This window comes from Algorimicrobium bowmanii (assembly GCF_054031195.1).
In genome coordinates, this window is the sequence record NZ_CM132929.1 from 1,816,431 (window position 1) to 1,840,469 (window position 24,039).

The window sequence follows — 24,039 nt, forward strand, 5'->3', positions numbered from 1 at the left end:
TAAGCCCCGTTTCTTATAGCTCATTGTTAAACTTTACTTAAGATGTTTTATAAGAAAGGCTTATAAAATTGATATTCGCACCTTTTTCTTTTTTAAACGAACATTATTGGTTTTATCAATAATAGCATGAGCTTTATTTTTAGGAACGGCTACAAACGCACAATCTTGTTTTAATTCAATAACTCCTAATTCATCTTTATTAAGATGCCCTTGTTTGAAAAATAAACCAGCAATATCCCCTTTTGAAATCTTATCTTTTCTACCACCAGATATAAATAGTGTTACCCATTCCGATGCTAGTTTTTTAGGTTTACCGTTTAGTTTTACAATCTGATTGGTGTTTATAAATTCAGGTAAATATTCTTCAGTCCATTGCAGAACATACGCAGTTCCTTCAGCATTCATACGAGCCGTTCGCCCATTTCTATGGGTGAATTCCTCTGCTTTTAAAGGAAGTTGGTAATGAATAATATAATTTAATTCTGGAATATCTAAACCACGAGCAGCCAAATCGGTAGCTATAATAATTTGATGTGTTCCATTTCTAAACTTAATCAAAGCCCGTTCTCTATCTATTTGCTCCATGCCACCATAAAAGCAACCATGTGGAATATTCTGACTGTTTAAGAAATTGCTTAAATACTGAATGGTATCTTTAAAGTTACAGAATATAATACCCGGTTTATTACCAATATCAAATAATAAATCGGCTAATGCTTGCAGTTTATTTTTGTCTGCTGAGAGTACTTTTTTAATTTGAATTTTAGACGTTTTAGTATCTAAATAATCTATAACGACTTCATTTTTTAGTCCTACAAATTCGGGGATTTGCATATCTTGAGTCGCCGATGTAAGAACGCGTTTTTCAATAAAAGGTAATAATTGAATAATATCACGCATTTCTTTTTCAAAGCCAATTTCTAAAGATTTATCGAATTCATCTAAAACGAGCGTCTTAATATTTGACACCGAAACGGTTTCTCTTCGTAAATGATCGGCAACACGTCCTGGTGTGCCTATTAAAATTGCCGGCGGATGCGATAATTCTATTTTATCTTTTGAATACGGGCGTCCACCATAAACGGCATTCGCTTTAAAACCAGTTCCCATTTCCCGGATTACCTGCTCTATTTGAATAGCTAGTTCTCGAGACGGAACCAATATTAATAGTTGTACATCAGGGCATTCACTATCTAAACCAGCAATTGTTGGCAATAAAAAAGCCACAGTTTTACCGGTTCCTGTTGGTGATAATACAACCGTATTTTCTGCATTTGAAACAGCTAATAGTGCTTCTTCCTGCATATCATTTAATGCTGGTATTTTTAACTTAGCGAGTATTTCTTGCTGATCTTTAATGGCGTTGCCCATGTGTAATGTAATGTGTTTTAAGTTGCAAAGATAACGACTGTTTTACAGGTTATTGAATTTTTATAAAGATTTCGATTAACTAAATACTAATACGGTTCAAGCATAAAAAAAATGGCTAATTATAGAAAACTAACATGTTTTTAAGAAAATATGTTAGTTTATTTTATATTTTCGGCCATTGTAAAAATACTATTTTAATAAAAATAGCGTTTATGCACTTTAAATAGTTATAAAATAGCCTATGAAATCATTTTTTATTCTATTGAGTTTGTGTCTCACAATTAACAGTTTTGGTCAACCATCTAACCCCAAAGATTCTTCACCAAATTTGCTCAACTTTATTGCTAGTAGCGAAGATTTATTAGAAAACTACGAAGTAGAAGAATCAGAAGCAATAGTTGATATTACTTCAGACTACTGGAATACTGAAAGTTACAGGGTTAAATATAACGATGCTGTAAAATTCCCTATTCATATTCAATTTAACGATTCGAACTACGCCTCTCCTATTTCACGAAATAAAGTAATTACTTCCCGATATGGATGGCGACATGGTCGTGCGCATAAAGGTATTGATATAGATCTCATTACTGGAGATAGTCTTTTTGCTATGTTTGATGGTGTTGTGCGTTTTTCTAGTTATAGTTCTGGTCATGGCCGATCGGTAATTGTTAGACATTTTAACGGTTTGGAAACGGCTTATGCACATATGTCTCGTTATGGTGTAAAAGCGAATGATTCGGTAAAAGCAGGAGATTATTTAGGAAAAGGTGGTACATCTGGTAATGCTCGTGGTAGTCATCTACACCTAGAGATTAGCTATAATGGTGTGCAAATAAACCCTGAATATCTATTGAAATTTAATGAATCCAATGCCGTTATTAATAATGAATTATGGATTACTCGAGATATGACGCGTCCAGAAATACACAATAGTAAACGCCCTGGTAATATTGAAATTCCAACTTCTGAAGCCGAAGCTATTGCTAGTGCCAATAAGCCTAAAAAAGTTTATATAGTAAAAAGAGGAGATTCCTTGTCTCGTATAGCATCCAGAACACATATGAGTGTTTCTAATTTATGTAAGCTGAATGCCATTAGTCGAAATTCTACATTAAGAATTGGACAAAAAATATTTGTTCAATAAAAATAAGTCACATAAAAAAACTGTATAACGGGAGTTTAATCCTATTATACAGTTTTTTTATGCTAATATGTTTTGTTGTTTTAGTAATACTTTTTCTTTAACCAAAATGCTAAGCGAACCAATAATATTAAAGCAGGTACTTCTATTAAAGGCCCTACTACTCCAGTAAAAGCTTGTCCTGAATTTATTCCAAAAACGGCTATAGCCACAGCAATTGCTAATTCAAAATTATTACCTGCAGCGGTAAATGCAATAGCTACGTTTTTATCATAAGTAACTCCTGCTGATCGACTCATAAAAAAGCCAATAGTAAACATGACTATAAAATAAATAATCAATGGAATTCCTATAATTACTATATCAAAAGGAATAGTCATTATTAAAGCTCCTTTTAGCGAGAACATGACTATAATTGTAAACAATAAAGCAATTAAAGTTAAAGGAGATATTGTTGGAATAAATGTTTCATTATACCAAATTTCACCTTTTAGTGGTACTAAAATAAGTCGACTTAATATACCTAAAGCGAAAGGTATACCGAGATAAATTAATACACTCTCGGCAATAGTAGCAATTGATATATCTACAATAGCACCGTCAAAACCAAAATAAGGTGGTAATACCGTAATAAATAAATAGGCATAAAAACTATATGCAAAAACTTGAAAAATACTATTTAAAGCCACTAAACCAGCACCATATTCACTACTACCATCGGCTAAATCATTCCAAACTAAAACCATAGCAATACACCTAGCTAATCCTATAAGAATTAACCCAACCATATATTCTGGGTAATCTTGAAGAAATGTAATGGCTAGTAAAAACATCAAAACAGGTCCGATAATCCAATTTAGAACTAAAGAAATCGATAATACCTTTACATTTTTAAAAACTTTAGGTAATAGCTTATAATTTACTTTAGCTAATGGTGGATACATCATTAAAATCAACCCAATGGCTATTGGGTAGTTAGTAGCACCATGACTTAATGCATTAATCGAATCAGGTATAGCAGGAATGAAATTTCCTAGTAAAACCCCTAATAGCATGGCTACAAATATCCAAAGTGTTAAGTAGCTGTTTAAAAAAGATAGTTTTTTCATCTTACTTGTTGGTATTTATTTGTGAAAACACATAAAACAAATCCGTTGCTATTTCTAAACTTCGTTCTTCATACTTTGCAACCTCTAATTCCGTATTATCAAATGCTTTAGGATCTTCAAACGTAATAGGAATACGTTTTTCAGCACCAGCTATAAACGGACATCCTGCATCTGCTTGTGAGCAAGTCATAATTGCTGCAAACTCAGATTCTGGATTGAATTCATGGTCATACTTCTTAGAAAAAGCTATAACGCCAGCTTCATTAGTATCATATTTAATGGTATAAACGGGATTACTTGACTCGGACAGGTTGAACACTTTAAAACCTTGCTTCATTAAAGTTTCAATCACACGAGGATAAACGGCTGTTGCTTCAGTTCCACCTGAATAACAAGTAACATTATCAATTTTAAAATGCATGGCTAAAGCTTGTGCCCATATCTGTGACAAGTGACTACGTCTTGAATTGTGAGTACAAATAAAATTCAATCTAATAGGTTCTTTATTAGATTGTTTATTAGATATAAACTCAACTAAAGGTTTAAGTGTTTCTTTTCTGTTTTCAGATACTGAATTTATATTCAGTTTAGAAATTACTGCTGATAAATCTGGATACATAATGATTTTTTTTAAAGAAATTAACAACATCCAGATCCAGGTTCGCAACTATTGCTTGAGCTTAAATCTGAAAATTTAAGTTTTGTTTTTTCTGCCGGTATACCACATTTATCTTTTGCTAAACAATCGGTAAGTTTGTTGGTTAGTAAAAAGTTTTTACCATCAAAATCTAAATTGTATTTGCCAATTGTGGTGTCTTGATATTCCACTTCAATTTCTAAATCCTCAATATTTAAAACCTTTTCAGATAATTCTATAATGCTTAATAATTTTTCAGGATGTAATCTATGGTCATAATCGTCTGCTTCCCATAATTGAAAATTTACTACAGATTCATCACGTACGGTACCACCACAATCAATAAAATGTTTGGATATTTTCCCAACTTCGGTAACATGAAAATGACTTGGTACTAATTCGCCGTTAGGTAATTGAAAACCTATTGTCTGTAATTCGTTTAAATGTTTTTTTATTTCTGATAGTTTCATAATTCTAGATTTTTTAAATTTATAATTAACAGCATTCTATTGAACTGCTTGGTTTTTGTGTTAAAAAGTGCGAAATAATATCGGAGATATTTTGCCATTCATCTTGATCAATACAATAGCATATACTTGTTCCTGTAATATTTCCTTTAATAATCCCTAAGTTTTTTAATTCTTTTAAATGTTGGGAGATTGTTGGTTGCGCTAAGCCAATTTCTGATACTAAATCACCACAGATACAGCTTTCAATTTTAAATAGGTGTTCTAAAATAGCTATCCTTGCTGGATGGCCAAGGACTTTAGCTATGCTTGCTATCCTATTTTGTTCTTCTGTGAATTTTTCACTTTTAGTTATTCCCATAGTTTGTTGTATTATTATATTGCAATATTACGATTAAGACTTTAAATGGACAAGAAATTAAATCAATTTGTTTATAAAAAAGTAATTCTATGGATTTAAGATCAACTGTATTTTCATAAAATTCTGTACTTTGCATCGTTCAAAAAAAACCGTATAATCGTGAAAGTTTGTATTGCAGAAAAACCAAGTGTTGCCAGAGAAATAGCATCTGTTTTAGGAGCTAATACTAAGCATGATGGTTATTTTGAAGGCAATGGCTATTATGTAACTTACACATTTGGTCATCTGTGTACATTAATGGAGCCAAATGATTATAAGCCCTATTGGAAAAGTTGGGATTTGAATAATTTACCCATGTTGCCAGAAAAATTTAAAACCAAAGTAGTTTCTAATTCTGGTATTCAAAAGCAATTTAAAATTGTTAAAGGCCTTTTTGATAAAGCTGAATTAGTTATAAACTGTGGGGATGCTGGTCAAGAAGGAGAACTTATACAACGTTGGGTTTTAGATCAAGCTAACTATAAAGGGCCTATTCAACGTTTGTGGATTTCATCATTAACTGCCGAAGCTATAAAAGAAGGTTTTCAAAACTTGAAGCCTTCGGAAGATTATGATAATTTATTTTATGCTGGTTTCTCACGCGCTATTGGCGACTGGTTGCTTGGTATGAATGCAACAAGACTATACACACTTAAACATGGTGGCTATAAACAAGTTTTGTCCGTAGGTCGGGTTCAAACACCTACATTAGCCATGGTTGTTAATAGGTTTAAAGAAATTGAAAATTTCAAACCACAACCCTACTGGGAACTTCAAACATTATATCGTGATACACTTTTTAGTTATGAAGAAGGACGTTTTTTAAAAATGTCTGACGGTGAAGTTTTAGCAAATAAAGTTAAAGAGTTTGATTTCGAGATATTAAAAACGACTAAAAAGAAAGGTAAAGAATACGCACCTAAGTTATTTGATTTAACGGGTTTACAGGTACATTGTAATAAGCGTTTTGGTTTTACTGCCGATGAAACTTTAAAATTAGTACAAAGTTTATATGAACAGAAAGTTGTTACCTATCCAAGAGTTGACACTACTTTCTTACCTAATGATGTTTATCCAAAAGTTCCAGGTATTCTTAAAAATCTAAGAAATTATGCTGCATTAACAGCTCTCTTACTTGGCAAAAAAATAAAAAAATCGACCAAAGTCTTTAATGATAAGAAAGTAACGGATCACCATGCCATTATACCTACCGGTGTTGAAAGTCGTTTGCAATACAACCAACAGCAGGTTTATGATAGTATTGTAAAACGTTTTATAGCTGTTTTTTATGACGATTGTGAAGTTTCAAATACCACTGTTATTGGTCAAGCTTCCGATGTTAATTTTAAAACTACAGGTAAAGAAATATTAAAAAAAGGATGGCGCGTAGTTTTTGAGAACCCAGAAAAAGAAACTAAGTCTACCGATACATTACCGAATTTTGTTGAAGGAGAAAAAGGACCACATGAACCTTCATTCTTGGAGAAACAAACAAAGCCACCTAATCAGTTTACTGAAGCTTCCCTCCTACGTGCTATGGAAACAGCAGGTAAACAGGTTGATGATGAGGAATTACGTGATTTGATGAAAGAAAATGGTATTGGAAGACCATCTACAAGAGCCAATATTATTGAAACATTATTTAAACGGAAATATATTAAACGTAATAAAAAGCAAGTTTTACCAACTGTAACAGGTATTCAATTGATAGATACCATACAAAACGACATTCTAAAATCTGCTGAGCTTACAGGAACTTGGGAAAAGCAACTTAAAGATATTGAAAAAGGAACCTATAAGGCAGGTACTTTTATTAATAATATGAAACGTATGGTTGATGAGTTGGTTTATGAAGTTAGAAGTGAAACAAAACGTGCTAATATTTCATACGCGGTTGCTACACAACAAAAAAAAGCGGTAAAAGCGAAACCTAAAAAAAGTAATGGTATTTCTGCTGAAGCTTGTCCTAAATGTAAACAAGGGCATCTAATTACAGGAAAAACGGCTTATGGGTGTTCAGCCTATAAAACAGGTTGTAATTTTGTTTTACCTTTTAAGTTTAAAAACAAAAAAATATCAGAAAAACAATTCGTCCGATTGTTGCAAAAAGGATCTACTGTTAATTTAAAAGGTTTTAAAACAGAAAATGGTACACTGGAAGGTTTATTACGATTTGATGATAATTTCAACTTAGTTTTAGAGCCTAAAAAAGTTGCTCCCAAATCCATTCCAGATACAATTAATTGTCCAAAGTGTAAAAAAGGTACGGTTGTTAAAGGAAATACAGCTTACGGATGTTCGGCTTATAAAGATGGTTGTGATTTTAGGTTTTCATTTAATGATTTGAAAGCACAAGCAGGAAATACCAAGTTAACAAAAGAGCTCGTGTATAATTTAATTAGCAACTATAAGTAGTTAACCTTTAATGGTTTTGCTAACTTATGTTAATAATAAGTTGTGTGTTTTATGTGTAAATGTTGCTGAACATACCAATAAATTAACGTTAACAGGAATCTTCATAACTGTTTTGTAAACTTCAGTTTTTATAGAGTTTAAATTGAGCAACTACATTGCATGCTTAATCTAAACACATAAATAATGAACAAAAAACTTACGCTTTTAAGTGCCTTTTTGGTTACTTATTTTATGGGATTTTCACAAGTCTCATTGCAAATTACAGAAATCTGGCCTGGTAATGAACCAGGATCAAATTTGACCTCAGATTGGTTTGAAATAACTAATACAGGAACCACTGCTTGGGTTTCAGGCGTAGATGCCGATTTGTTTTATGATGATGACTCTCAGGATCCAAATAATGCGGATATAATTAATGGTGTTACCGATATTCAACCTGGAGAACATGTGATAATAGTTATAGGTAATGAAGAAGATGTAACTGAATTTGTAACAGTTTGGGGTTCAGATTATAACTTAACAGGCATAGAAATTGGTTATACAGATGGCTCCGGATTAGGCGGTGGCGGTGATGGCGTTACCTTATTTTTAGGAGGTCCAACAACAGAATCTGTTGTCGATTTTCAAAGCTATCCTGATGCAGACTTAAACGGAGGACAATCTTATGATGTTGTTTTAGGTGCTTTTACAACTGTAGCTAATAATACTGTAACAGGTACTACAAGTACTGTTAATGATGAAGGTCAATCTGCAGTAGCGTCTCCGGGAAACCAAGGACCATTAGCTCAAGAAGCTGATTTACAAATTACTGAAATTTGGTCAGGTAATGATCCGGGTTCTAATTTAACTTCTGATTGGTTTGAAATTAAAAATAATGGAAACGCTGCTTGGACTACAGGTGTTGATGCCGATTTATTTTATGATGATGACTCACAAGATCCTTCAGCTGCAGATTTGATAGAAGGAATTTCAGATATTCAACCAGGAGAATACGTTATTGTAGTTATTGGTGGTGCAAGTGATGTTTCCGAATTTACAACTGTTTGGGGTATAGATTACGATTTAACAAATATAAAAATTGGATATACTGACGGTTCTGGTCTTGGCGGCGGTGGCGATGGTGTAACATTGTTTTTAGACGGTCCTACTACCGAAAGCATTATCGATTTTGAAACGTATCCTGACACAGAAGCTAATGGTGGGCAATCATTTGATGTTGAAATTGATGCTTTTAGCACAGTTGCTAATACAAATAATGCAGCTGCTACCGTGAGTACATTAAATGATGAAGGTCAAGCTGCTATTGCTTCACCAGGAAATCAAGGACCGTTAGCTGCCTCTACTCTAACAATTAATGTAGATACTGCACTTTTAACACCTTATTTAAACTTATCTGAAACTAACGCGGGTTATGTAAGTGGTGTGGTAAACGACCCTTCTGATCCTGCTAGTATTTATGGAATTCCTTTTGTTATTTCAGATGTTGAAACCCCTGTTTCAGATTTAGTTGTTACAGTTTCAAGTAATAACCAAGCAGTAGTATCAGATGCGAACCTGAACCTTTCAGGTGTGAATGCTACGCGTTTATTAACTATTACGCCTAGTGCATTAGGGTTTGCTACAATTACATTAAGCGTTCAGGATTCTGATAATAATACGGCTACTTATACAATTAACTACGCGGTATCTAATGCTTCTGTAGCTTCAGAAACAAGTCGCTTTTATACGGGTGCGTCCGATGGTTCAACAGGTATTGTTATAGAGGATGATTATATGTGGATTGGTGATGATGAAGACCAAACTATCAGATTATATAATAGTGTTCAATCAGGTTTACCTATTCAAGCTATAAATTTCAATACTAATTTAGGAACTACTGCTGAAGCTGATTTGGAAGGATCGTTTAGAATTGATAATACAATTTTCTGGTGTGGTTCTACTGCTGAGACGGAAAGGTCAGTAATTTTTACGACTAACATTTCAGGTGTTGGTGAAAATTCAACATTAACTTACGGTGATAAATATACAGGTTTACATGCCGATATTTTAGCTTGGGATGCTAATAATGATCATGGTTTAGGAGCAAATTATTTCAATTTTAATAGTGCCATTGAAGTTGAAGCATTAGCATTAGCTCCAAATAGTACTACTACAGCTTATTTAGGTATTCGTAGCTCTACTTCTGAAAATAATGCAATAGTAATTCCTGTTACAAACTTTACAAGTTTACCAGGTATGTCAGCAGGTTCAGCAACATTTGGTGCGCCGATTTTATTAGATTTAAATGGAAGAAGTTTACGATCTATGGAATGTAATGAACATGGCTGTATATTAATAGGTGGACCTTTTAATAACCAACCTGATTTCAAATTATATACTTGGACAGGAGTTGCAAGTGATATGCCTGAATTAAGAAGTGCCGATTTAACAGCATTACAAGCAAATGGCTCTTTTGAAGGGATTGTATCTTTACCAAATTCTACTTTTTTAGGCGCTGATGGTGATACAGATACTATTGAGCTTTTAGTAGATCTTGGAGCTACAGTTATTTATAATGACGGTAATGAAAATAAAAGTTTACGCTCTGAATGGAAAAAATTTAGAAGTGATGTTGTAGCGCTTGGAAGTGTAGATACGCCGGTAATAAATACGCCTGTTATTAATGAATTTTTAGCAGATCATTCTGGAGCAGATACAGCTGAGTTTGTTGAAATACTAGGTGACCCTTATACAGACTACTCAAATTACACAATCTTAGAAATTGAAGGAGACTCTGGAAATACGGGTGTTATTGATAATGCTTTTCAGTTAGGAACAACAGATGAAAATGGTTTGTGGACAACTAGCTTTATGGCTAATACCATTGAAAATGGTGCTATGACGTTATTATTAGTTGAAAACTATTCAGGAATTATTGGTGATGATATTGATACAAATGATGATGGTATTATTAACAGTGTATATTGGTCAGAAATTATAGATGGTATTGCGACATCAGATTCTGATGATGGTGATTTTGTTTATGCTGTAAACCTGACACCAGATTTTGATGGAGGTGCTTTTCAAGTAGGTGCTGCATCTCGTATTCCTAATGGTTTGGATACAGATAGTACTACCGATTGGGTACGTAACGATTATGACGGTGAAGGGCTTGATGGTTTTGTAGGAACTCCTATTGAAGGCGAAGCTTTAAATACTCCAAATAGTTATAATCAATTAGTAGGACCTATCTTAGATATTACTGAAATCTGGCCAGGAAATGGTGATGGTAGTAATTTGACAGCTGATTGGTTTGAAATTACAAACAATGGACCGATAACATGGACTCCAGCTGTTGGTAACTTATATTTTGATGATGATTCTCAAGATCCTGCTTCGGCAGTAATTATTAATGGCATTACATCTATAGCGCCTGGTGAAACGGTTGTGGCTATCGATGCAGCTGATACGGCTAATTTTATGACTGTTTGGGCTACTGTTTATAACTTAGAAAATATTCAGGTTGGAACTTACGCTGGTGCTGGTTTATCTGGTGGTGGTGATATGGTTACTTTATGGATTGGTGATCCACTTACTTTTGGGAATATTGTTGCGGCTGAAGCGTATCCAGATACTGCTGCTTTTCCAGGTCAATCATATGATGTAGAGAAAGGTGGTTTTAGTATTATAGGAGAAGCTCCTTATACACCAGTTGCTACGGCGGTAAATGATGCATTAGAATCGGCAATTGGTTCTCCAGGAAATCAAGGTCCTGCCTTAAGTGTTAACACATATGTTATTAATGAAACTGCTGTTTACGCTTATCCTAATCCTTTTAATGACAAACTTAATTTACAAGTAAGCCTAAGCGCTCCATTAGAGACTAATATTACTTTAGTTAATACTTTAGGTGCTGTGGTTTATAGAGATCATATATTGATGAAAAATGGCAATTTAACGCTAGATTTCACTACGAAATTGCCTTCTGGTATATATATCTTACACATTCGTGAACTAGATAAAACTATAAAGGTTATTAAGAAATAAGTTATCTGTTGTTTATTAAAAAAGCCGATTAGTATTATGCTAATCGGCTTTTTTTAATTTCCTTTTATACGATTCCAGAGGTTTGATAATAACATTTTGGGATTGAATTTGTCTTTCGGTACCTCCTTAAATTCTAAACTATTCGTTTCTAAATTTTCTTCAATTAGGTATTGAAAAACATATCGTTCTTTTCCGGGTTCTAATTCCATTAAGCCAAAACGTAAATCGTTAAAGAAAAGCGCGTCCTTCTTTGTGTTAATAATATACCAGCCTTTAGAAACAGCAATCATCCGCTTCATCTTATCGTCATTTTTAATAGCGTTTATCAATTCATGATTTTTGGGGTAGCTTTTAAATGTTATGGGTTGTGTGTCAAAAAATGAATACGAACCTAATAAATAAGAATCGGTTGTTTCAATATTTGCATTCCATAATATGGTATTGAATGCTGATGGTCGTGTATCCATCTTTATATAAGCAATATGTTGCTCTGTTAGCGCTTTTTCAAATGCTGTTACAGCTAAATATTTTAATAGAAATGTTAATGATAAATAGCAGATACTTATTAATAAGCCTAATTTATTATAAAACTGTCGTTTGCTTGATTCTCTTTTTTGAAACATAGCTAATAATAAGCAGATGAGAAAAGGAACTGTATAAAGCGGATCTACAACAAAAATGGTTTTAAAAGCTAACCGAATATCAAATGGCCAAAATAATTGTGTTCCCCAAGTGGTGTGTGCATCTAAAATAGGGTGTGTTATAAATGCCCAAAAGAATAATTTTGTCCACCCCTTTCGGTCTTTATAGGTTTCATATTTAGAAACAATCCAACCAAAGACAAAAGAAAAGACAACAGAAAAAAGTATAGAATGCGTAAAGCCTCGATGTATTTCCAATGCGGAAACGGTATCTGTAAAATAAGATGCTATAACGTCTAAATCAGGAATAGTACCAGCAATAGCACCATATAGCATTGCTTTATTACCAATTTTCCTACCTAATACAGCTTCGCCAACAGCTGCTCCTAGAACTATTTGCGTTAAAGAATCCATACTATGTAATTAAAAATAAGTTGTTTTATTAGAAAGAAATATCCCATTGAACCCTAAAACGCCATTCTTTTTGATGGGTAAATTCAGGGGATTCATAACTAAAGTGTGTTACTTCCATAGTTAGTTTGTTACGGTGTTCTTTTAAAAATAAATTAAAAGCCAATCCAAACTCCTCTTCCTTACTATGTTTTATAGTTGTGTCAGGTGTATAATTTGAAAATATTCCAGCTACTTCTAGATTATCAGGAACAAAATCTATAATCTCTGAGAAAAAGTATCCAGCTTGCATATAAAAACCTGTTAAGGTTCGGTCTGTGTCGTTTATACGGTCTGTAATTTTTTTAATGTGATTTTCATTTTGCCATGAAAACCCACGATATTTAAAAGCGGTTTCAAAAAGGGCTTGCCTAACATGGTACTGACCGGGTTCACTCGTTTCATACCCTTCTAAATTACCACCACCATCAGAAGAAAATCGTGTATATTGACTGATATTTGTAGCACCTGCAAGAGTTAGTGCTGCTGTCGGCTTTTCATGACGCATAATATCCGAGCCTGTCATGTCTAACTCTATACCGAATAAGTTGTATTGTAAGCGTCCTACGTACAGTAAATTATTGTCATCATTAAGTGTTGCACCGCGTCCAACACCTGTTAATACGGATAAGTGGTATGTGAAATCGTAGTTTGTTTCTGGGAAAATACGGCCATAGAATTCTATACCTTGTTGCCTGTCTAATGTAAATGGACGGTTAACGATAGAACGATCTACCATTTGTTGCTTACCTGAAGAAATTACACGCTCGCGACTGTAATATGTTTTCCACTGACCTATTTTAATTTTAAAAAAGTCCCAGCGCTCTATCATAATACGGAAATCCAATAAATTACCTTGCGATAATTCATACTCAAAGTAATACTTTAACCATGGTTTGTAAGCATTACCACCTACTTTTAAGCGGGCTCTATTTATTTTAAAGGATGTTTTACTATCATCAAAGAAATCGTCAAATGTTACGGGACTTTGATCGTTAGGTGTAGCGAAGCGAAATTGTAATCGCGATTCAATATGTAAAGAGTAGTTTTTATCAGCTGTACTAAATTGAAAGCCTTTATTTGTATACTCTACTCCAATTTTGTTGCTATCAGAAATAGAATCAGTTTGTGCTAAAATGATATTTATAGTCACAAACTGAAAAAATAATATTAAAAAAAGTGTAAGCGATTTGATAGGCATAACTATTTGTAATATAATTATCTAAAGTTTCAGATAATTAGATAACGGTTACTTTTACTGCATTTAAGCCTTTCATACCTTTTTCAAGCTCAAAAGATACGGTGTCGTTTTCAGCGATCTCATCTATTAATCCACTTACGTGGCAGAAATGCTTCTCTTGAGTTTCTGAATCAATAATAAAACCGAAACCTTTAGAGTTGTCATAGAAAGAAACTTTTCCTTTTCTTACAGGGTCAAACTCTTCAATTTCGCTATCATCACGTTTTGGTATGCTTACTTCAATGCTTTCTGCATCTACTTTAACACGCATAGATGGATCTGGTGGTGTATCTGTTAAGTTTCCATTAAAATCGACATAAGCAAATTGGATACCTTCACTTCCGCCTTCTTCTTTCTCAAGTTTTCTAGCTTCCATTTTTTTACGCTTTTCTTCACGTTTTTTAAGGCGTTTTTTTTCCTTTTCACTTTTATTAAATGTCTGTTGCGATTTTGCCATTGTTATTTTATAGTAATTTTTAAAGGGTTAATTTGCCGAAATAAAATAATAAAAGCATGGTTAAAAAGAACTATGTAGTATTATTAATCTAGATTTAGAGACTAGATTACTCCTGCAATGAGCACAAAGATAAGGTTTTAATTTTCTTTTTTAAAAGTTACACATGGAATTCTGCAAATTGGATGCCTAAAGTTTTCTCTATTTCTTGAATTCTTGTGCGTTCATCGTCTAAAATAAGTGCTATTGATCTCCCTGATTTACCGGCTCTAGCGGTTCGTCCACTACGGTGTGTGTAATACTCTAATTGCTCTGGTAATTGATGGTGTATTACAAATGCCAAGTCGGTAACATCTATACCTCGAGCAGAAACATCTGTTGAAATTAAAATTTGTACAGACTCATTTTTAAAAGCTCGCATTACTTTGTCACGCTCTTTTTGTTGCATATCACCTTCTAAGGCACCTACTGAAAAACCTTCATTCTCTAGAGTTTCAGCTAAATTTTTGGTACCGGCTTTGGTTTTACAGAATATAATACCGCGCTGCTCATTAAAACTATCTAGAAGGGTTGTTAATACTGATACTTTATTTTTAATAGACGTTCTAATAAACTGATGCTTAATATTCGCATTTACTAATGCATTTTTGTTAACCTCAATACGTACCGCTTTTGGTGACATATAGGTACTAACAATTTTTTGAATTTCGGCAGGCATTGTTGCAGAAAACAACCACGTTTTTCGGTTTCCAGACGTGTAATTAAGAATTTTATTAAGGTCTTGCTTAAAACCCATACTTAACATCTCATCGGCTTCATCTAAAACTAACGTGTTAATTGTTTTAATGTTGATACTGCCACGTTCAATTAAATCTAATAAACGACCTGGTGTAGCAACTACAATATGGGTTGTTCGTTTAAGTGCTTTTATTTGCTTGTCTATCTTTTCACCACCATAAACGCCTTCTGCAAAAATTTTAGAATCACAGTATTTTGTAAACTTAAACAGTTGCTTTTGAATTTGTTGAACAAGTTCGCGCGTGGGTGCCAAAATAAGGGCTTGTATTTCTGATTTAGTTGGATCGATATCATGTAAAATAGGCAATCCAAAAGCAGCAGTTTTCCCGGTACCTGTTTGTGCTAAACCTATTAAATCCGTTTTAGATTTTAATAAAACAGGAATTACCTGGCTTTGGATTTCAGTAGGAGTTACAATCTGTAATTCTTTTAATGCCTTAATATATTCTTTACGAATACCTAAATCGGAAAATGTGCTCATAACAATTATAATTAAACAACAAAGGTAGATTTATTTGTCTACAATTTTATAATTAAATACTGAAACTCGTTAGTTCGTACTTGTTTTAAATAAAACCCAAGTTAATTCCTTATAATTTATTAATTAGGTTTGATAGCTTTCAGGTTAGAAGTTTATCTTTGTTTTAATTAATATAATTTTTATGCATCCCAATAGTATTCATCATAACTCTTATGATTTTCCTAGTTTAATAGCAGCTAATGAGGCATTAGAAACTTATGTTGTTAACGGAATTTCAAATGAATTAACTATTGATTTTTCGGATGCTAAAGCTGTCTACGAATTAAATAAAGCTATTTTAATGGCCAATTATGATCTAACCGCATATGAGCTGCCTAATGGGTATTTATGCCCACCTATTCCCGGTAGAGCTGATTATATCCACCATATTCAAGATTTGTTAGATACAGATTCTAAATCCGTTAACGGTTTGGATATAGGTGTTGGAGCAAATGCCATATATGCCATTTTGGGTGCTCAAATATATAATTGGAAAATGATTGGAGCTGATATAAATAGTGAGTCTGTAAAAATTGCCAAACAACATATTATTGCTAATAATCAGCTAAAAGAGCGTATTGATATTCGACTACAAGAAAACCCTGCTTTTTTATTTAAGAATATTATTCAATCTGATGAATGGTATGACTTTAGTATGTGTAACCCACCTTTTCATGCATCGGAAGTAGCTGCAAACAAAGGGACATCAAGGAAATTGAAGAATCTTAATTTAAACACACAATCGCCTTTAAATTTTGGAGGGCAGTCACATGAACTTTGGTGTAACGGAGGTGAAGCTTTATTTTTAAAACGTATGATTAAAGAAAGTAAAACCTTTGCTGAACAAGTTGGATGGTTTACAAGCCTTGTATCTAAAGGTGATAATTTACCAAAATTGATAAAACAATTAGATAAAATGAAAGCAACTCATAAAATTATTCCCATGAGTCAAGGTCAGAAAAAATCTAGAATCTTAGCGTGGCATTTTTAATAATTAATCCATCTGGTAATATCCACATTTTAAATAAGCTCCTTCAGGAAACCCGATTGGGTGATCTGAATCATGTTGTGTTTTTAAAACTAATTTAAAATTACGGTTAGACTTTGTTAAAACTGTTTTGTTGATATCAAAAAATGCATCAGCAACTATACGTGAAGAACAAGATGCTAGAACTAACATGCCGTTTTTAGCTGTAAGTTTCATACCTAATTGAGCTAATTGAGCATATTTCTTTTTAGCTAATGGTATTTCAGATTTTTGTTTAGCAAAACTAGGAGGGTCGATAACAACAACTTCAAATGTTTTCCCTGATTGGATTAATTTTTCCATTTCAACAAAGGCATCACCAACAATAACCTGGTGTTCACCCTTATAATCATTAAGTTTACCATTTTGCAAGGCAATCTCCAATGCGTGTTTACTTATGTCTAAACTGGTAACGGTTTTAGCTTGATTTGCCAAAGCATGTACTGAAAAACCACCGGCATATGAAAACACATCTAAGACAGTTTTCCCTTGACTCAGCTCCCCTACTCGTCGTCTATTATCTCTATGATCTAAAAAATACCCGGTTTTATGTCCTTTAATAACATTAGCTGAAAAATGTACACCATGCTCTAAAAACTGAATGACTTCATCATCTAAAGTTCCATAAATTACACTACCATCTGTTAAACCGTTTTTTGCTTGTTGTAAATTACGACTTAACCGAAGAACAACTGTTTTAACTTGTGCCGTTTTTATGAGTAAAGTTATAATATCATGAATATATGGTAGCCAAATATCGGAATACAGTTTTACAACTAAAACATGCGCATAAACGTCTGCAATTAAACCAGGGAAACCATCATTTTCACCAAAAATTAGTCGGTAACTAGTAGTTTCTGTTTGTAGAAGTTTCGCTCTTTTTTTGAATGCAACATCTATTTTTTCTTTAAAAAAATCTGTATTTATATGTTTTGGATCACCGTGATGTAACATTTTTATCCGAATAGGTGAAGCGGCATCATATAAACCAACACCGATAAAGGCATTGTCTCGTTTTCTAAATATAACTGCTACATCACCAGAATGTCCTTCTTTATTTATTTTAGCTATGCTATTTTCAAAAACCCAAGGATGTCCTTGTAAAACACTGCGTTCTCCGTTTGCATTTAGTTTAATAGCTAAACGAGTTTGTGCTTTTTTTAAATCTGGTAATTGTAACTGAGACATTGCTTTTAAAATTTTTGTAAAAATAGAAAATGCATAGCAGCTATTACCCTGCTATGCATTTTAAATTATTTAATGGATGAAATTAACCTTATAATGTGTTTCCGTAAATATCTAATTCCACAACTTCTTTTCCGAGTTTTTTAACAGCATCCCATTGTGTGGCTTTATCACCTACTATCACATAAATCATTTCTGACTCATCTAAATAAGTATTTATAACCTGTTTGTAGTCTGCTAAAGTCATAGCGATTAGTTCGCTTTGTTTTTTCTCTATATAATCAGCAGAATAGCCATATTTACTAATGTTTTTAAGAATGTTAAGTTTTGCACCTAAACTTTCAAAAGCACGTGTGTTAGCTTTTAAAAGTTTGTTTTTTGTTAATTCAACATCACTGTCTGAGAAGTCATCAGCATAACTATTAAGCATGTCTTTTATGATATTTAACGATTTTAATGTTGCATTAGCACGAACACTAGAGCGCACTGTAAAAGGCGAAACTTCTAAACTATTACCAACACCAGAGTATGCTCCGTAGGTATACCCTTTTTCGATACGTAATGTTTGAAATAGTCTACCGCTAGAACCACCGCCAAGGATTTCGTTAGCAAAATCTAATTTATTAGCATTGCTATTTGTTGATGAAACCGCAAGTTTACCTATTTTTAAAACGGATTGTTTTGAGTTCGGAACATCAATAAAATATACGATATTTTTATTGTTCTCTGTAGGTAGTTCAAATTCAGGAATTACAGGAGCTTTACCTTTCCAATCATTTAAAATTTCTAAAGTATTTAAAGCCTCTTCCTGGGATAATGCTCCTGCAAAATGAAAAGTAGCATGTTCCGGAACTAAATTCTCATAATAAGCTTTTAAATCAGAAATACTAATGTTTTTTACTGATTCTAAATTTCCACTACCAGGTGTAGAAAATGGGTGATTTTCTCCATATAGCAATTTGTTGTATGCTAGATTAGCTATAGCATTCGGATTAGCTTCACGATCTTTTAAACTAGTTTCTAAACTAGATTTTAGGCGTTTAAATTCAGCGTTATCCCAGCGTGGTTCTAATAAAATTTCTTTAACAAGCGCTATTGTTTCCTTGAAATTTTTAGCTAAACTAGAGCCTACAATATGAAAATCTTCATTGGCACTATAAACAGAAATATTTGCTCCCAATAAACCAATGGCCTCTTCTAGTTCTGCTGGTGTTTTGTTAGCGGTTCCTTCTGTCATTAAATCGCTTAATAAATAAGCCGTACCTGTTTTATCTGTAGGGTCTAATAATTTACCGCCAGGAATCGTAATATCAAATTCAACTAGTGGCGTTTCGTTATTTTCAATACCATAAACGGCTAAACCATTACTTAAACTATCTGTCCAAATTGATGGCATTTTAAAGGTAGGTAACTCTCCAAAACCTGGCTCACTTCTATCAAACTTACTCGGCGTTTTTTCGTAATCAGCTTCTTCGCCCTGACCAACTTCTTCGTTAGCAACATCTTGTTTGACCTCTTCTATCCAAACGGTAGCTTCTTTAGCATTGGCAACAGCCTGTTCTAATAAACCTTTTGGTACAACGCTTGTCATGACATAGTTTTGACTCTTAATATATTTGTTATAAACACGCATAACATCATCGGCTGATACAGCGTTTGTGTATTCGGCAGTTTTAGTTACATAACTAGGATCTCCGGCAAACTCATTGTCTTGACCAAGTTTAAAAGCTTTGTTTAAAACAGTACTGACACTTTTATATAAGCGTGTTTCCATTTCAGCTTTAATTCGTTTTAAATCACGTTCATTAACACCATTTTCTTCAAAACGTTTTAAACCTTCGCTAATAGCAACAGTTACAGAATCTAAATCTGTATCTGCATTTGCACGTACCCTAAAAACAAACTCGCCAGCTAATTCACTGTTAGATTGATAGGTACTTATATTTGGTGCTAATTTCTGCTCTTCAACAACAACCTGGTACAATGGTGCGTTTTTACTTCCACTTAATAATTGTCCTAAAATTTGTAATGCATATGTGTCAGCATTATAGTTCTCAACGGTAGGATAAACCATTCGTAATTCAGGAAGTTTAGCAAAATTATCTTCAAAATAAAGCGATTTTGTTTCTGTTAAATTTACAGGCTGTGGGTTTAAAGCCTCTACATCTGGTCCGCTTGGTATTTCACCAAACCACTTTTCTACTAATGCTTTAGTTTCATTAAAATCAATATCTCCTGCAATAACTAATGTGGCATTTTTAGCGCCGTAATATTGAGTGTAAAATTCCTTAACATCATCAATAGTTGCTGCTTGCAAATCCGGTAAAGAACCTATTACAGTCCAATTATAAGGGTGTCCTTTAGGATATAAATTAGATCGGATAATTTCATCGGTATAACCATACGGTGCGTTATCAACACGTTGACGTTTTTCATTTTTTACAACTTGTTTTTCACGCTCTAGAGCCGATTTTGTAACTGTGTTAATCATGTAGCCAAAGCGATCTGAATCTATCCATAGAATTTTTTCAAAAGCATCTTTAGGAACTACTTCATAATACACTGTATAATCATTAGAGGTTCCGCCGTTACGACTACCTCCCCACTCTGGTATCATTTTACGATTGGCACCAACAGGAACATTTTCAGAATCATTAAAACTCATATGTTCAAAAAAGTGTGCAAATCCTGTTTTCCCCGGCTTTTCTCTATTTGACCCAACATGCATGATGGTTGCTACAGCAACTATTGGATCGCTGGTGTCTTTATGAAGAACAACTTCAAGTCCATTGTCTAAAGTGAATTTTTCATAATCGATAGCAAATTCAGGTTTTTCTGACTCAGAATCTACTTTTGTGGTTTCATTTTTACAAGCCATAACAAGAAACAGTAAGGCAAAGGCATAATTAATTTTTGGTAACATGTAATTTAGTTTAGAGCCTAAATATACACAAACCAAATAAAAGCATTTCTTTAATAATCGTTAAAATAATACTGAGAGGTAAATAGTAACACCTATTAATTGACAAGTATTTTTCTACTTATAGTATTAGTTGAATTAGAAACTATAACTAAATATAAACCAGAACTTAATGATGACACATTAAAGGTTTTATTGCCACTTAAATTCATGCTATTTTTAATTAGCTGTCCATTTACATTATAAATAGAAACATCTGTATTAGGTTGTAAATTTGAGATGTTAAGATATTCTGTAGCCGGATTTGGATATATTTCAATGGATGCTGGACTTAATACTTCAACTACAGAAAGAGTATTACATTCCGCTTCGTTAATTACAAATGTTGATGCACTATCAATTACCCAACTGGATAAGTAAGATGCGTTATTGCTATCAACAAATATGCAACTCAAATTTTCATTTCCTGTAGCATTGAAAGACGAAATTCTATTATTTTGATTGTTTCTAACGTCCAATGATTCTAAATTATTATCACCTACCCTTACAAAACGTAATTTTTGGTTCATAGAAACATCTAGTGTTTCAATTTGATTATTTGTAGCATAAAGCAAGAATAAATCGGGCGTATTGAATAATTCTAATTCTGTAAGATTATTATAATCACATAGTAAACGTTCGACCTGCATGTTTTGTGATAAATCTAAATCGGAAATTTGATTATTACTAACATCTATGTAAGAAATGTTTGAGCATTGACCGAAGGCAATATTGCTAATATTATTCCCTGAGCACGACAAGGTATGTAAATTCATATTATGAGAAATATCAACCGTATTCAAATTGTTTTCTCCGCAAAAAAATGATTCTAGTTTGGTGTTATTTGTCGTATTTAAAGTGTTAAGGTTATTTGAGTAACACCATAATACTTCTAAATCTAAATTGTTTGAAACATCTAAGTTAGATAGGTTATTCAAACTACAAGACAGCACAACTAAATTAGTTAAATTAGTTAATGATATACTTTCTAATAAATTATTGCTAATATAAAGTTGTTCTAATTGGCTGTTTTGTGAAATATCTAAAGATTCAAGAAGGTTATTTTCTATATCCAAAACCTTCAAATTGGTGTTTTGAGATAGATCTATTTCTGTAATATTATTATAATAACAATACAGGTGTTGTAAATTCACAAAAGCTTCAATACCATTAAGATTGGATATATTTTTATTATATACATTAAGACTCGTTACAGATTCGGCATCGGTATTTAGAATATTACCATTAAAACCATTGGTGTCTATCCCTTGGCTAATAAGTGCTGTTTCAAAAATCGGATCTGTTATAGCCGTAGTTTGTTGCGCATATGAAAACATTGAGCATAAAAGTACGACGTTAAAAAAAAACGTACGAATTGTTGAATATACCAGGGGATTAGAATACAAAACTTAATAGATTTAGTGGGATTACATCACTAAATGTATAGTTAATAAGAAAGTAACTCTGGTATTTTCGTTGTTATAAAGATATATTCGGTAATCTACTAAGTAAATGCCGTTTAACCGATAAATGATACCGATAATTTATTGTTAAAAGGCGGCTTAATTTGTTTTAGGAATTGTATTTTTGTTTCTCAATTTTACACTAAATAACTCTATGTTACAAGCATTTCGACTTATTGCATTTTTAGAAGGCGTTTCATACATTTTACTCCTTTTTATTGCAACACCAATTAAATACTTAGCTGATGATCCACAATATGTAAAAATGTTAGGCATGCCTCATGGTATTCTATTTATTGCTTACATAATAGTTGCCTTAATAATTAGTAAAAAAATGGCATGGACTAATAAAACACTTGCTATAGTATTGTTGGCCTCAATAATACCATTCGGAACATTTTACGTAGAGTATAAATACCTGAAGCGCACTCACTCTTAATGGAAAGCATACAACGTTTTATTTATGATTATGTTATAACTGCTGGGCTTTCTGAGTCTACAGCCAAGGTTATTAATACACTAACCCTACTAATAGGGCTTTTGATTATTATATGGGTTGCAGATTTTATTACCCGTCGTGTATTAATTAATATCTTTAATCAGTTAGCTTCTAAGTCGAAAACCAATTTTGATGATTTATTAGTGAATCATAAAGCACCAAGGAACATAGCGCATATAATTCCTTTAATTATAACCTTAAAGTTATTTCCGTTTGTATTTTATCATTACCCCGAATTTGAAAGTCATATTATTATTCTGATTAGAGTTTATGGGATTCTTCTAACTGTTTGGATTATTAGAAGTATTTTAAAAACGTTTGAGTCTTACTTTAAAACGCTTCCCCGATTAAAAGATAAACCCATTGATAGTTATATACAAGTTGGTATGCTGTTTATTTGGGTGATTGGGTTTGCTTCTATTCTAGCGGTTGTTATTAATTTGTCGTTTATTAAATTCTTTACAACATTAGGTGCTGCTTCAGCCGTACTATTATTAATATTCAAGGATACTATACTCGGTTTTGTTGCTAGTATTCAAGTTGCTATTAATGATTCAGTTCGTATTGGCGATTGGATTACTATGGAAAAGTATGGCGCAGATGGTGATGTTATTGAAATTAACCTATCTACAGTTCAGGTTCAAAATTTTGATATGACTATTACACATATTCCAACTTACGCACTAATTTCCGATTCGTTTAAAAATTGGAGAGGCATGCAATCTTCGGGAGGTAGACGAATTAAACGCTCTATTTTAATACAATCTAAAAGTGTCCAGTATTTAACCGAAACAAAGATTGAAGAACTTAAAAACATACAGTTAATCACTAGCTACCTAAGTCAAAAACAAAGTGATATTAATAGTTATAATACTTCAAATGATATTGATAAAACGACCCTTATAAACGGTCGGAATTTAACTAACCTAGGTGTTTTTCGTAAATATTTGCAAACCTATATTGAAAATCATTCGGCTATAAATAAAGATATGACTATAATGGTTCGTCAATTAGCACCAACTGCTCAAGGTATTCCATTAGAAATTTATGCCTTTAGTAACGATAAACGTTGGGCAAACTACGAATATATTATGTCTGATATTTTCGATCATACACTTGCTGCAGTCTCCTTTTTTGATTTAGAAATATTTGAATTTCCAACAAAAATTGAGGTGCCTGAGGCCTGATTTTTATGTTAAAAAAATCTAAAAACAGGAATTGAAACATCTGCAAC

Annotated in this window: 18 protein-coding genes; 6 read left to right on the top strand and 12 right to left on the bottom strand. The window is 32.9% G+C overall.

Features of this window, described 5'->3' with window-relative positions; translation table 11 throughout:
- Positions 1 to 60 precede the first annotated feature (60 nt).
- Positions 61 to 1,371, bottom strand: a complete 1,311-nt coding sequence (locus ACW5R3_RS08055; protein WP_456576495.1) for a DEAD/DEAH box helicase — start codon at positions 1,369 to 1,371, stop codon at positions 61 to 63.
- Positions 1,372 to 1,612: 241 nt separating this feature from the next.
- Between ACW5R3_RS08055 and ACW5R3_RS08060 the strand changes: the two genes are divergently transcribed.
- Positions 1,613 to 2,518 carry a peptidoglycan DD-metalloendopeptidase family protein gene (locus tag ACW5R3_RS08060; RefSeq protein ID WP_456576496.1) on the top strand — a complete coding sequence of 302 codons (906 nt, stop codon included), beginning with the start codon at positions 1,613 to 1,615 and terminating at the stop codon, positions 2,516 to 2,518.
- Positions 2,519 to 2,598: 80 nt separating this feature from the next.
- Here ACW5R3_RS08060 and arsB read toward each other — a convergent pair whose 3' ends face one another.
- From arsB to ACW5R3_RS08080, 4 genes are read right to left on the bottom strand one after another with little or no spacing between them, the layout of a single operon-like run.
- Positions 2,599 to 3,624, bottom strand: a complete 1,026-nt coding sequence (gene arsB, locus ACW5R3_RS08065; protein ID WP_456576497.1) for an ACR3 family arsenite efflux transporter — start codon at positions 3,622 to 3,624, stop codon at positions 2,599 to 2,601.
- Position 3,625: 1 nt separating this feature from the next.
- Positions 3,626 to 4,243, bottom strand: coding sequence for an arsenate-mycothiol transferase ArsC (locus tag ACW5R3_RS08070; protein ID WP_456576498.1), 618 nt, complete (start codon positions 4,241 to 4,243; stop codon positions 3,626 to 3,628).
- A gap of 20 nt (positions 4,244 to 4,263) precedes the next feature.
- Positions 4,264 to 4,731, bottom strand: a complete 468-nt coding sequence (locus ACW5R3_RS08075) for a DUF6428 family protein (RefSeq protein WP_456576499.1) — start codon at positions 4,729 to 4,731, stop codon at positions 4,264 to 4,266.
- Positions 4,732 to 4,756: 25 nt separating this feature from the next.
- Complete coding sequence (locus ACW5R3_RS08080) at positions 4,757 to 5,089, bottom strand: ArsR/SmtB family transcription factor (protein WP_456576500.1); 333 nt, start codon at positions 5,087 to 5,089, stop codon at positions 4,757 to 4,759.
- A gap of 159 nt (positions 5,090 to 5,248) precedes the next feature.
- Between ACW5R3_RS08080 and ACW5R3_RS08085 the strand changes: the two genes are divergently transcribed.
- Both ACW5R3_RS08085 and ACW5R3_RS08090 read left to right on the top strand, forming a co-directional pair.
- Complete coding sequence (locus ACW5R3_RS08085) at positions 5,249 to 7,543, top strand: DNA topoisomerase 3 (protein ID WP_456576501.1); 2,295 nt, start codon at positions 5,249 to 5,251, stop codon at positions 7,541 to 7,543.
- A 183-nt stretch (positions 7,544 to 7,726) separates the two neighbouring features.
- Positions 7,727 to 11,569, top strand: a complete 3,843-nt coding sequence (locus ACW5R3_RS08090; protein WP_456576502.1) for a T9SS type A sorting domain-containing protein — start codon at positions 7,727 to 7,729, stop codon at positions 11,567 to 11,569.
- Between the two features lie 53 nt (positions 11,570 to 11,622).
- Here ACW5R3_RS08090 and ACW5R3_RS08095 read toward each other — a convergent pair whose 3' ends face one another.
- The 4 genes from ACW5R3_RS08095 to ACW5R3_RS08110 all read right to left on the bottom strand — a co-directional run bounded on the left by ACW5R3_RS08095 (position 11,623) and on the right by ACW5R3_RS08110 (position 15,633).
- Complete coding sequence (locus ACW5R3_RS08095; protein WP_456576503.1) at positions 11,623 to 12,624, bottom strand: metal-dependent hydrolase; 1,002 nt, start codon at positions 12,622 to 12,624, stop codon at positions 11,623 to 11,625.
- Between the two features lie 28 nt (positions 12,625 to 12,652).
- Positions 12,653 to 13,813: a porin gene (locus ACW5R3_RS08100; RefSeq protein WP_456576504.1), complete on the bottom strand. Its 1,161-nt coding sequence runs from the start codon at positions 13,811 to 13,813 to the stop codon at positions 12,653 to 12,655.
- Between the two features lie 85 nt (positions 13,814 to 13,898).
- Positions 13,899 to 14,357, bottom strand: a complete 459-nt coding sequence (locus ACW5R3_RS08105) for a cold-shock protein (RefSeq protein ID WP_456576505.1) — start codon at positions 14,355 to 14,357, stop codon at positions 13,899 to 13,901.
- Positions 14,358 to 14,514: 157 nt separating this feature from the next.
- Positions 14,515 to 15,633: a DEAD/DEAH box helicase gene (locus tag ACW5R3_RS08110; protein ID WP_456576506.1), complete on the bottom strand. Its 1,119-nt coding sequence runs from the start codon at positions 15,631 to 15,633 to the stop codon at positions 14,515 to 14,517.
- 181 nt (positions 15,634 to 15,814) lie between these two features.
- Here ACW5R3_RS08110 and rlmF point away from each other — a divergent pair, with 181 nt between their 5' ends.
- Positions 15,815 to 16,663: a 23S rRNA (adenine(1618)-N(6))-methyltransferase RlmF gene (gene rlmF, locus ACW5R3_RS08115; RefSeq protein WP_456576507.1), complete on the top strand. Its 849-nt coding sequence runs from the start codon at positions 15,815 to 15,817 to the stop codon at positions 16,661 to 16,663.
- Positions 16,664 to 16,666: 3 nt separating this feature from the next.
- Here rlmF and ACW5R3_RS08120 read toward each other — a convergent pair whose 3' ends face one another.
- The 3 genes from ACW5R3_RS08120 to ACW5R3_RS08130 form a co-directional block, all read right to left on the bottom strand.
- Entirely contained in the window at positions 16,667 to 17,887 is a 1,221-nt protein-coding gene (locus tag ACW5R3_RS08120) for a class I SAM-dependent rRNA methyltransferase (RefSeq protein WP_456576508.1), read from the bottom strand.
- An 88-nt stretch (positions 17,888 to 17,975) separates the two neighbouring features.
- Positions 17,976 to 20,807, bottom strand: a complete 2,832-nt coding sequence (locus ACW5R3_RS08125; protein ID WP_456576509.1) for a M16 family metallopeptidase — start codon at positions 20,805 to 20,807, stop codon at positions 17,976 to 17,978.
- A 95-nt stretch (positions 20,808 to 20,902) separates the two neighbouring features.
- Positions 20,903 to 22,180 carry a leucine-rich repeat domain-containing protein gene (locus ACW5R3_RS08130; RefSeq protein WP_456576510.1) on the bottom strand — a complete coding sequence of 426 codons (1,278 nt, stop codon included), beginning with the start codon at positions 22,178 to 22,180 and terminating at the stop codon, positions 20,903 to 20,905.
- Between the two features lie 280 nt (positions 22,181 to 22,460).
- Between ACW5R3_RS08130 and ACW5R3_RS08135 the strand changes: the two genes are divergently transcribed.
- Both ACW5R3_RS08135 and ACW5R3_RS08140 read left to right on the top strand, forming a co-directional pair.
- A complete protein-coding gene (locus ACW5R3_RS08135; RefSeq protein ID WP_456576511.1) occupies positions 22,461 to 22,745 on the top strand; it encodes a DUF3817 domain-containing protein in 285 nt (94 codons plus the stop codon).
- Positions 22,745 to 23,992 carry a mechanosensitive ion channel family protein gene (locus ACW5R3_RS08140; RefSeq protein WP_456576512.1) on the top strand — a complete coding sequence of 416 codons (1,248 nt, stop codon included), beginning with the start codon at positions 22,745 to 22,747 and terminating at the stop codon, positions 23,990 to 23,992. The genes ACW5R3_RS08135 and ACW5R3_RS08140 overlap by 1 nt, the downstream gene beginning before the upstream one ends.
- The last annotated feature ends 47 nt before the right edge of the window (positions 23,993 to 24,039 follow it).

Bases quoted from the DNA above. Each gene is read 5' to 3' on its own strand.
- arsB (WP_456576497.1), bottom strand. From the start codon at position 3,624: ATGAAAAAACTATCTTTTTTAAACAGCTACTTAACACTTTGGATATTT.
- ACW5R3_RS08055 (WP_456576495.1), bottom strand. From the start codon at position 1,371: ATGGGCAACGCCATTAAAGATCAGCAAGAAATACTCGCTAAGTTAAAA.
- ACW5R3_RS08060 (WP_456576496.1), top strand. From the start codon at position 1,613: ATGAAATCATTTTTTATTCTATTGAGTTTGTGTCTCACAATTAACAGT.
- ACW5R3_RS08140 (WP_456576512.1), top strand. From the start codon at position 22,745: ATGGAAAGCATACAACGTTTTATTTATGATTATGTTATAACTGCTGGG.
- ACW5R3_RS08090 (WP_456576502.1), top strand. From the start codon at position 7,727: ATGAACAAAAAACTTACGCTTTTAAGTGCCTTTTTGGTTACTTATTTT.
- ACW5R3_RS08125 (WP_456576509.1), bottom strand. From the start codon at position 20,807: ATGTTACCAAAAATTAATTATGCCTTTGCCTTACTGTTTCTTGTTATG.
- ACW5R3_RS08120 (WP_456576508.1), bottom strand. From the start codon at position 17,887: ATGTCTCAGTTACAATTACCAGATTTAAAAAAAGCACAAACTCGTTTA.
- ACW5R3_RS08110 (WP_456576506.1), bottom strand. From the start codon at position 15,633: ATGAGCACATTTTCCGATTTAGGTATTCGTAAAGAATATATTAAGGCA.
- ACW5R3_RS08070 (WP_456576498.1), bottom strand. From the start codon at position 4,243: ATGTATCCAGATTTATCAGCAGTAATTTCTAAACTGAATATAAATTCA.
- ACW5R3_RS08130 (WP_456576510.1), bottom strand. From the start codon at position 22,180: ATGTTTTCATATGCGCAACAAACTACGGCTATAACAGATCCGATTTTT.
- ACW5R3_RS08080 (WP_456576500.1), bottom strand. From the start codon at position 5,089: ATGGGAATAACTAAAAGTGAAAAATTCACAGAAGAACAAAATAGGATA.
- ACW5R3_RS08135 (WP_456576511.1), top strand. From the start codon at position 22,461: ATGTTACAAGCATTTCGACTTATTGCATTTTTAGAAGGCGTTTCATAC.
- ACW5R3_RS08075 (WP_456576499.1), bottom strand. From the start codon at position 4,731: ATGAAACTATCAGAAATAAAAAAACATTTAAACGAATTACAGACAATA.
- rlmF (WP_456576507.1), top strand. From the start codon at position 15,815: ATGCATCCCAATAGTATTCATCATAACTCTTATGATTTTCCTAGTTTA.
- ACW5R3_RS08105 (WP_456576505.1), bottom strand. From the start codon at position 14,357: ATGGCAAAATCGCAACAGACATTTAATAAAAGTGAAAAGGAAAAAAAA.
- ACW5R3_RS08095 (WP_456576503.1), bottom strand. From the start codon at position 12,624: ATGGATTCTTTAACGCAAATAGTTCTAGGAGCAGCTGTTGGCGAAGCT.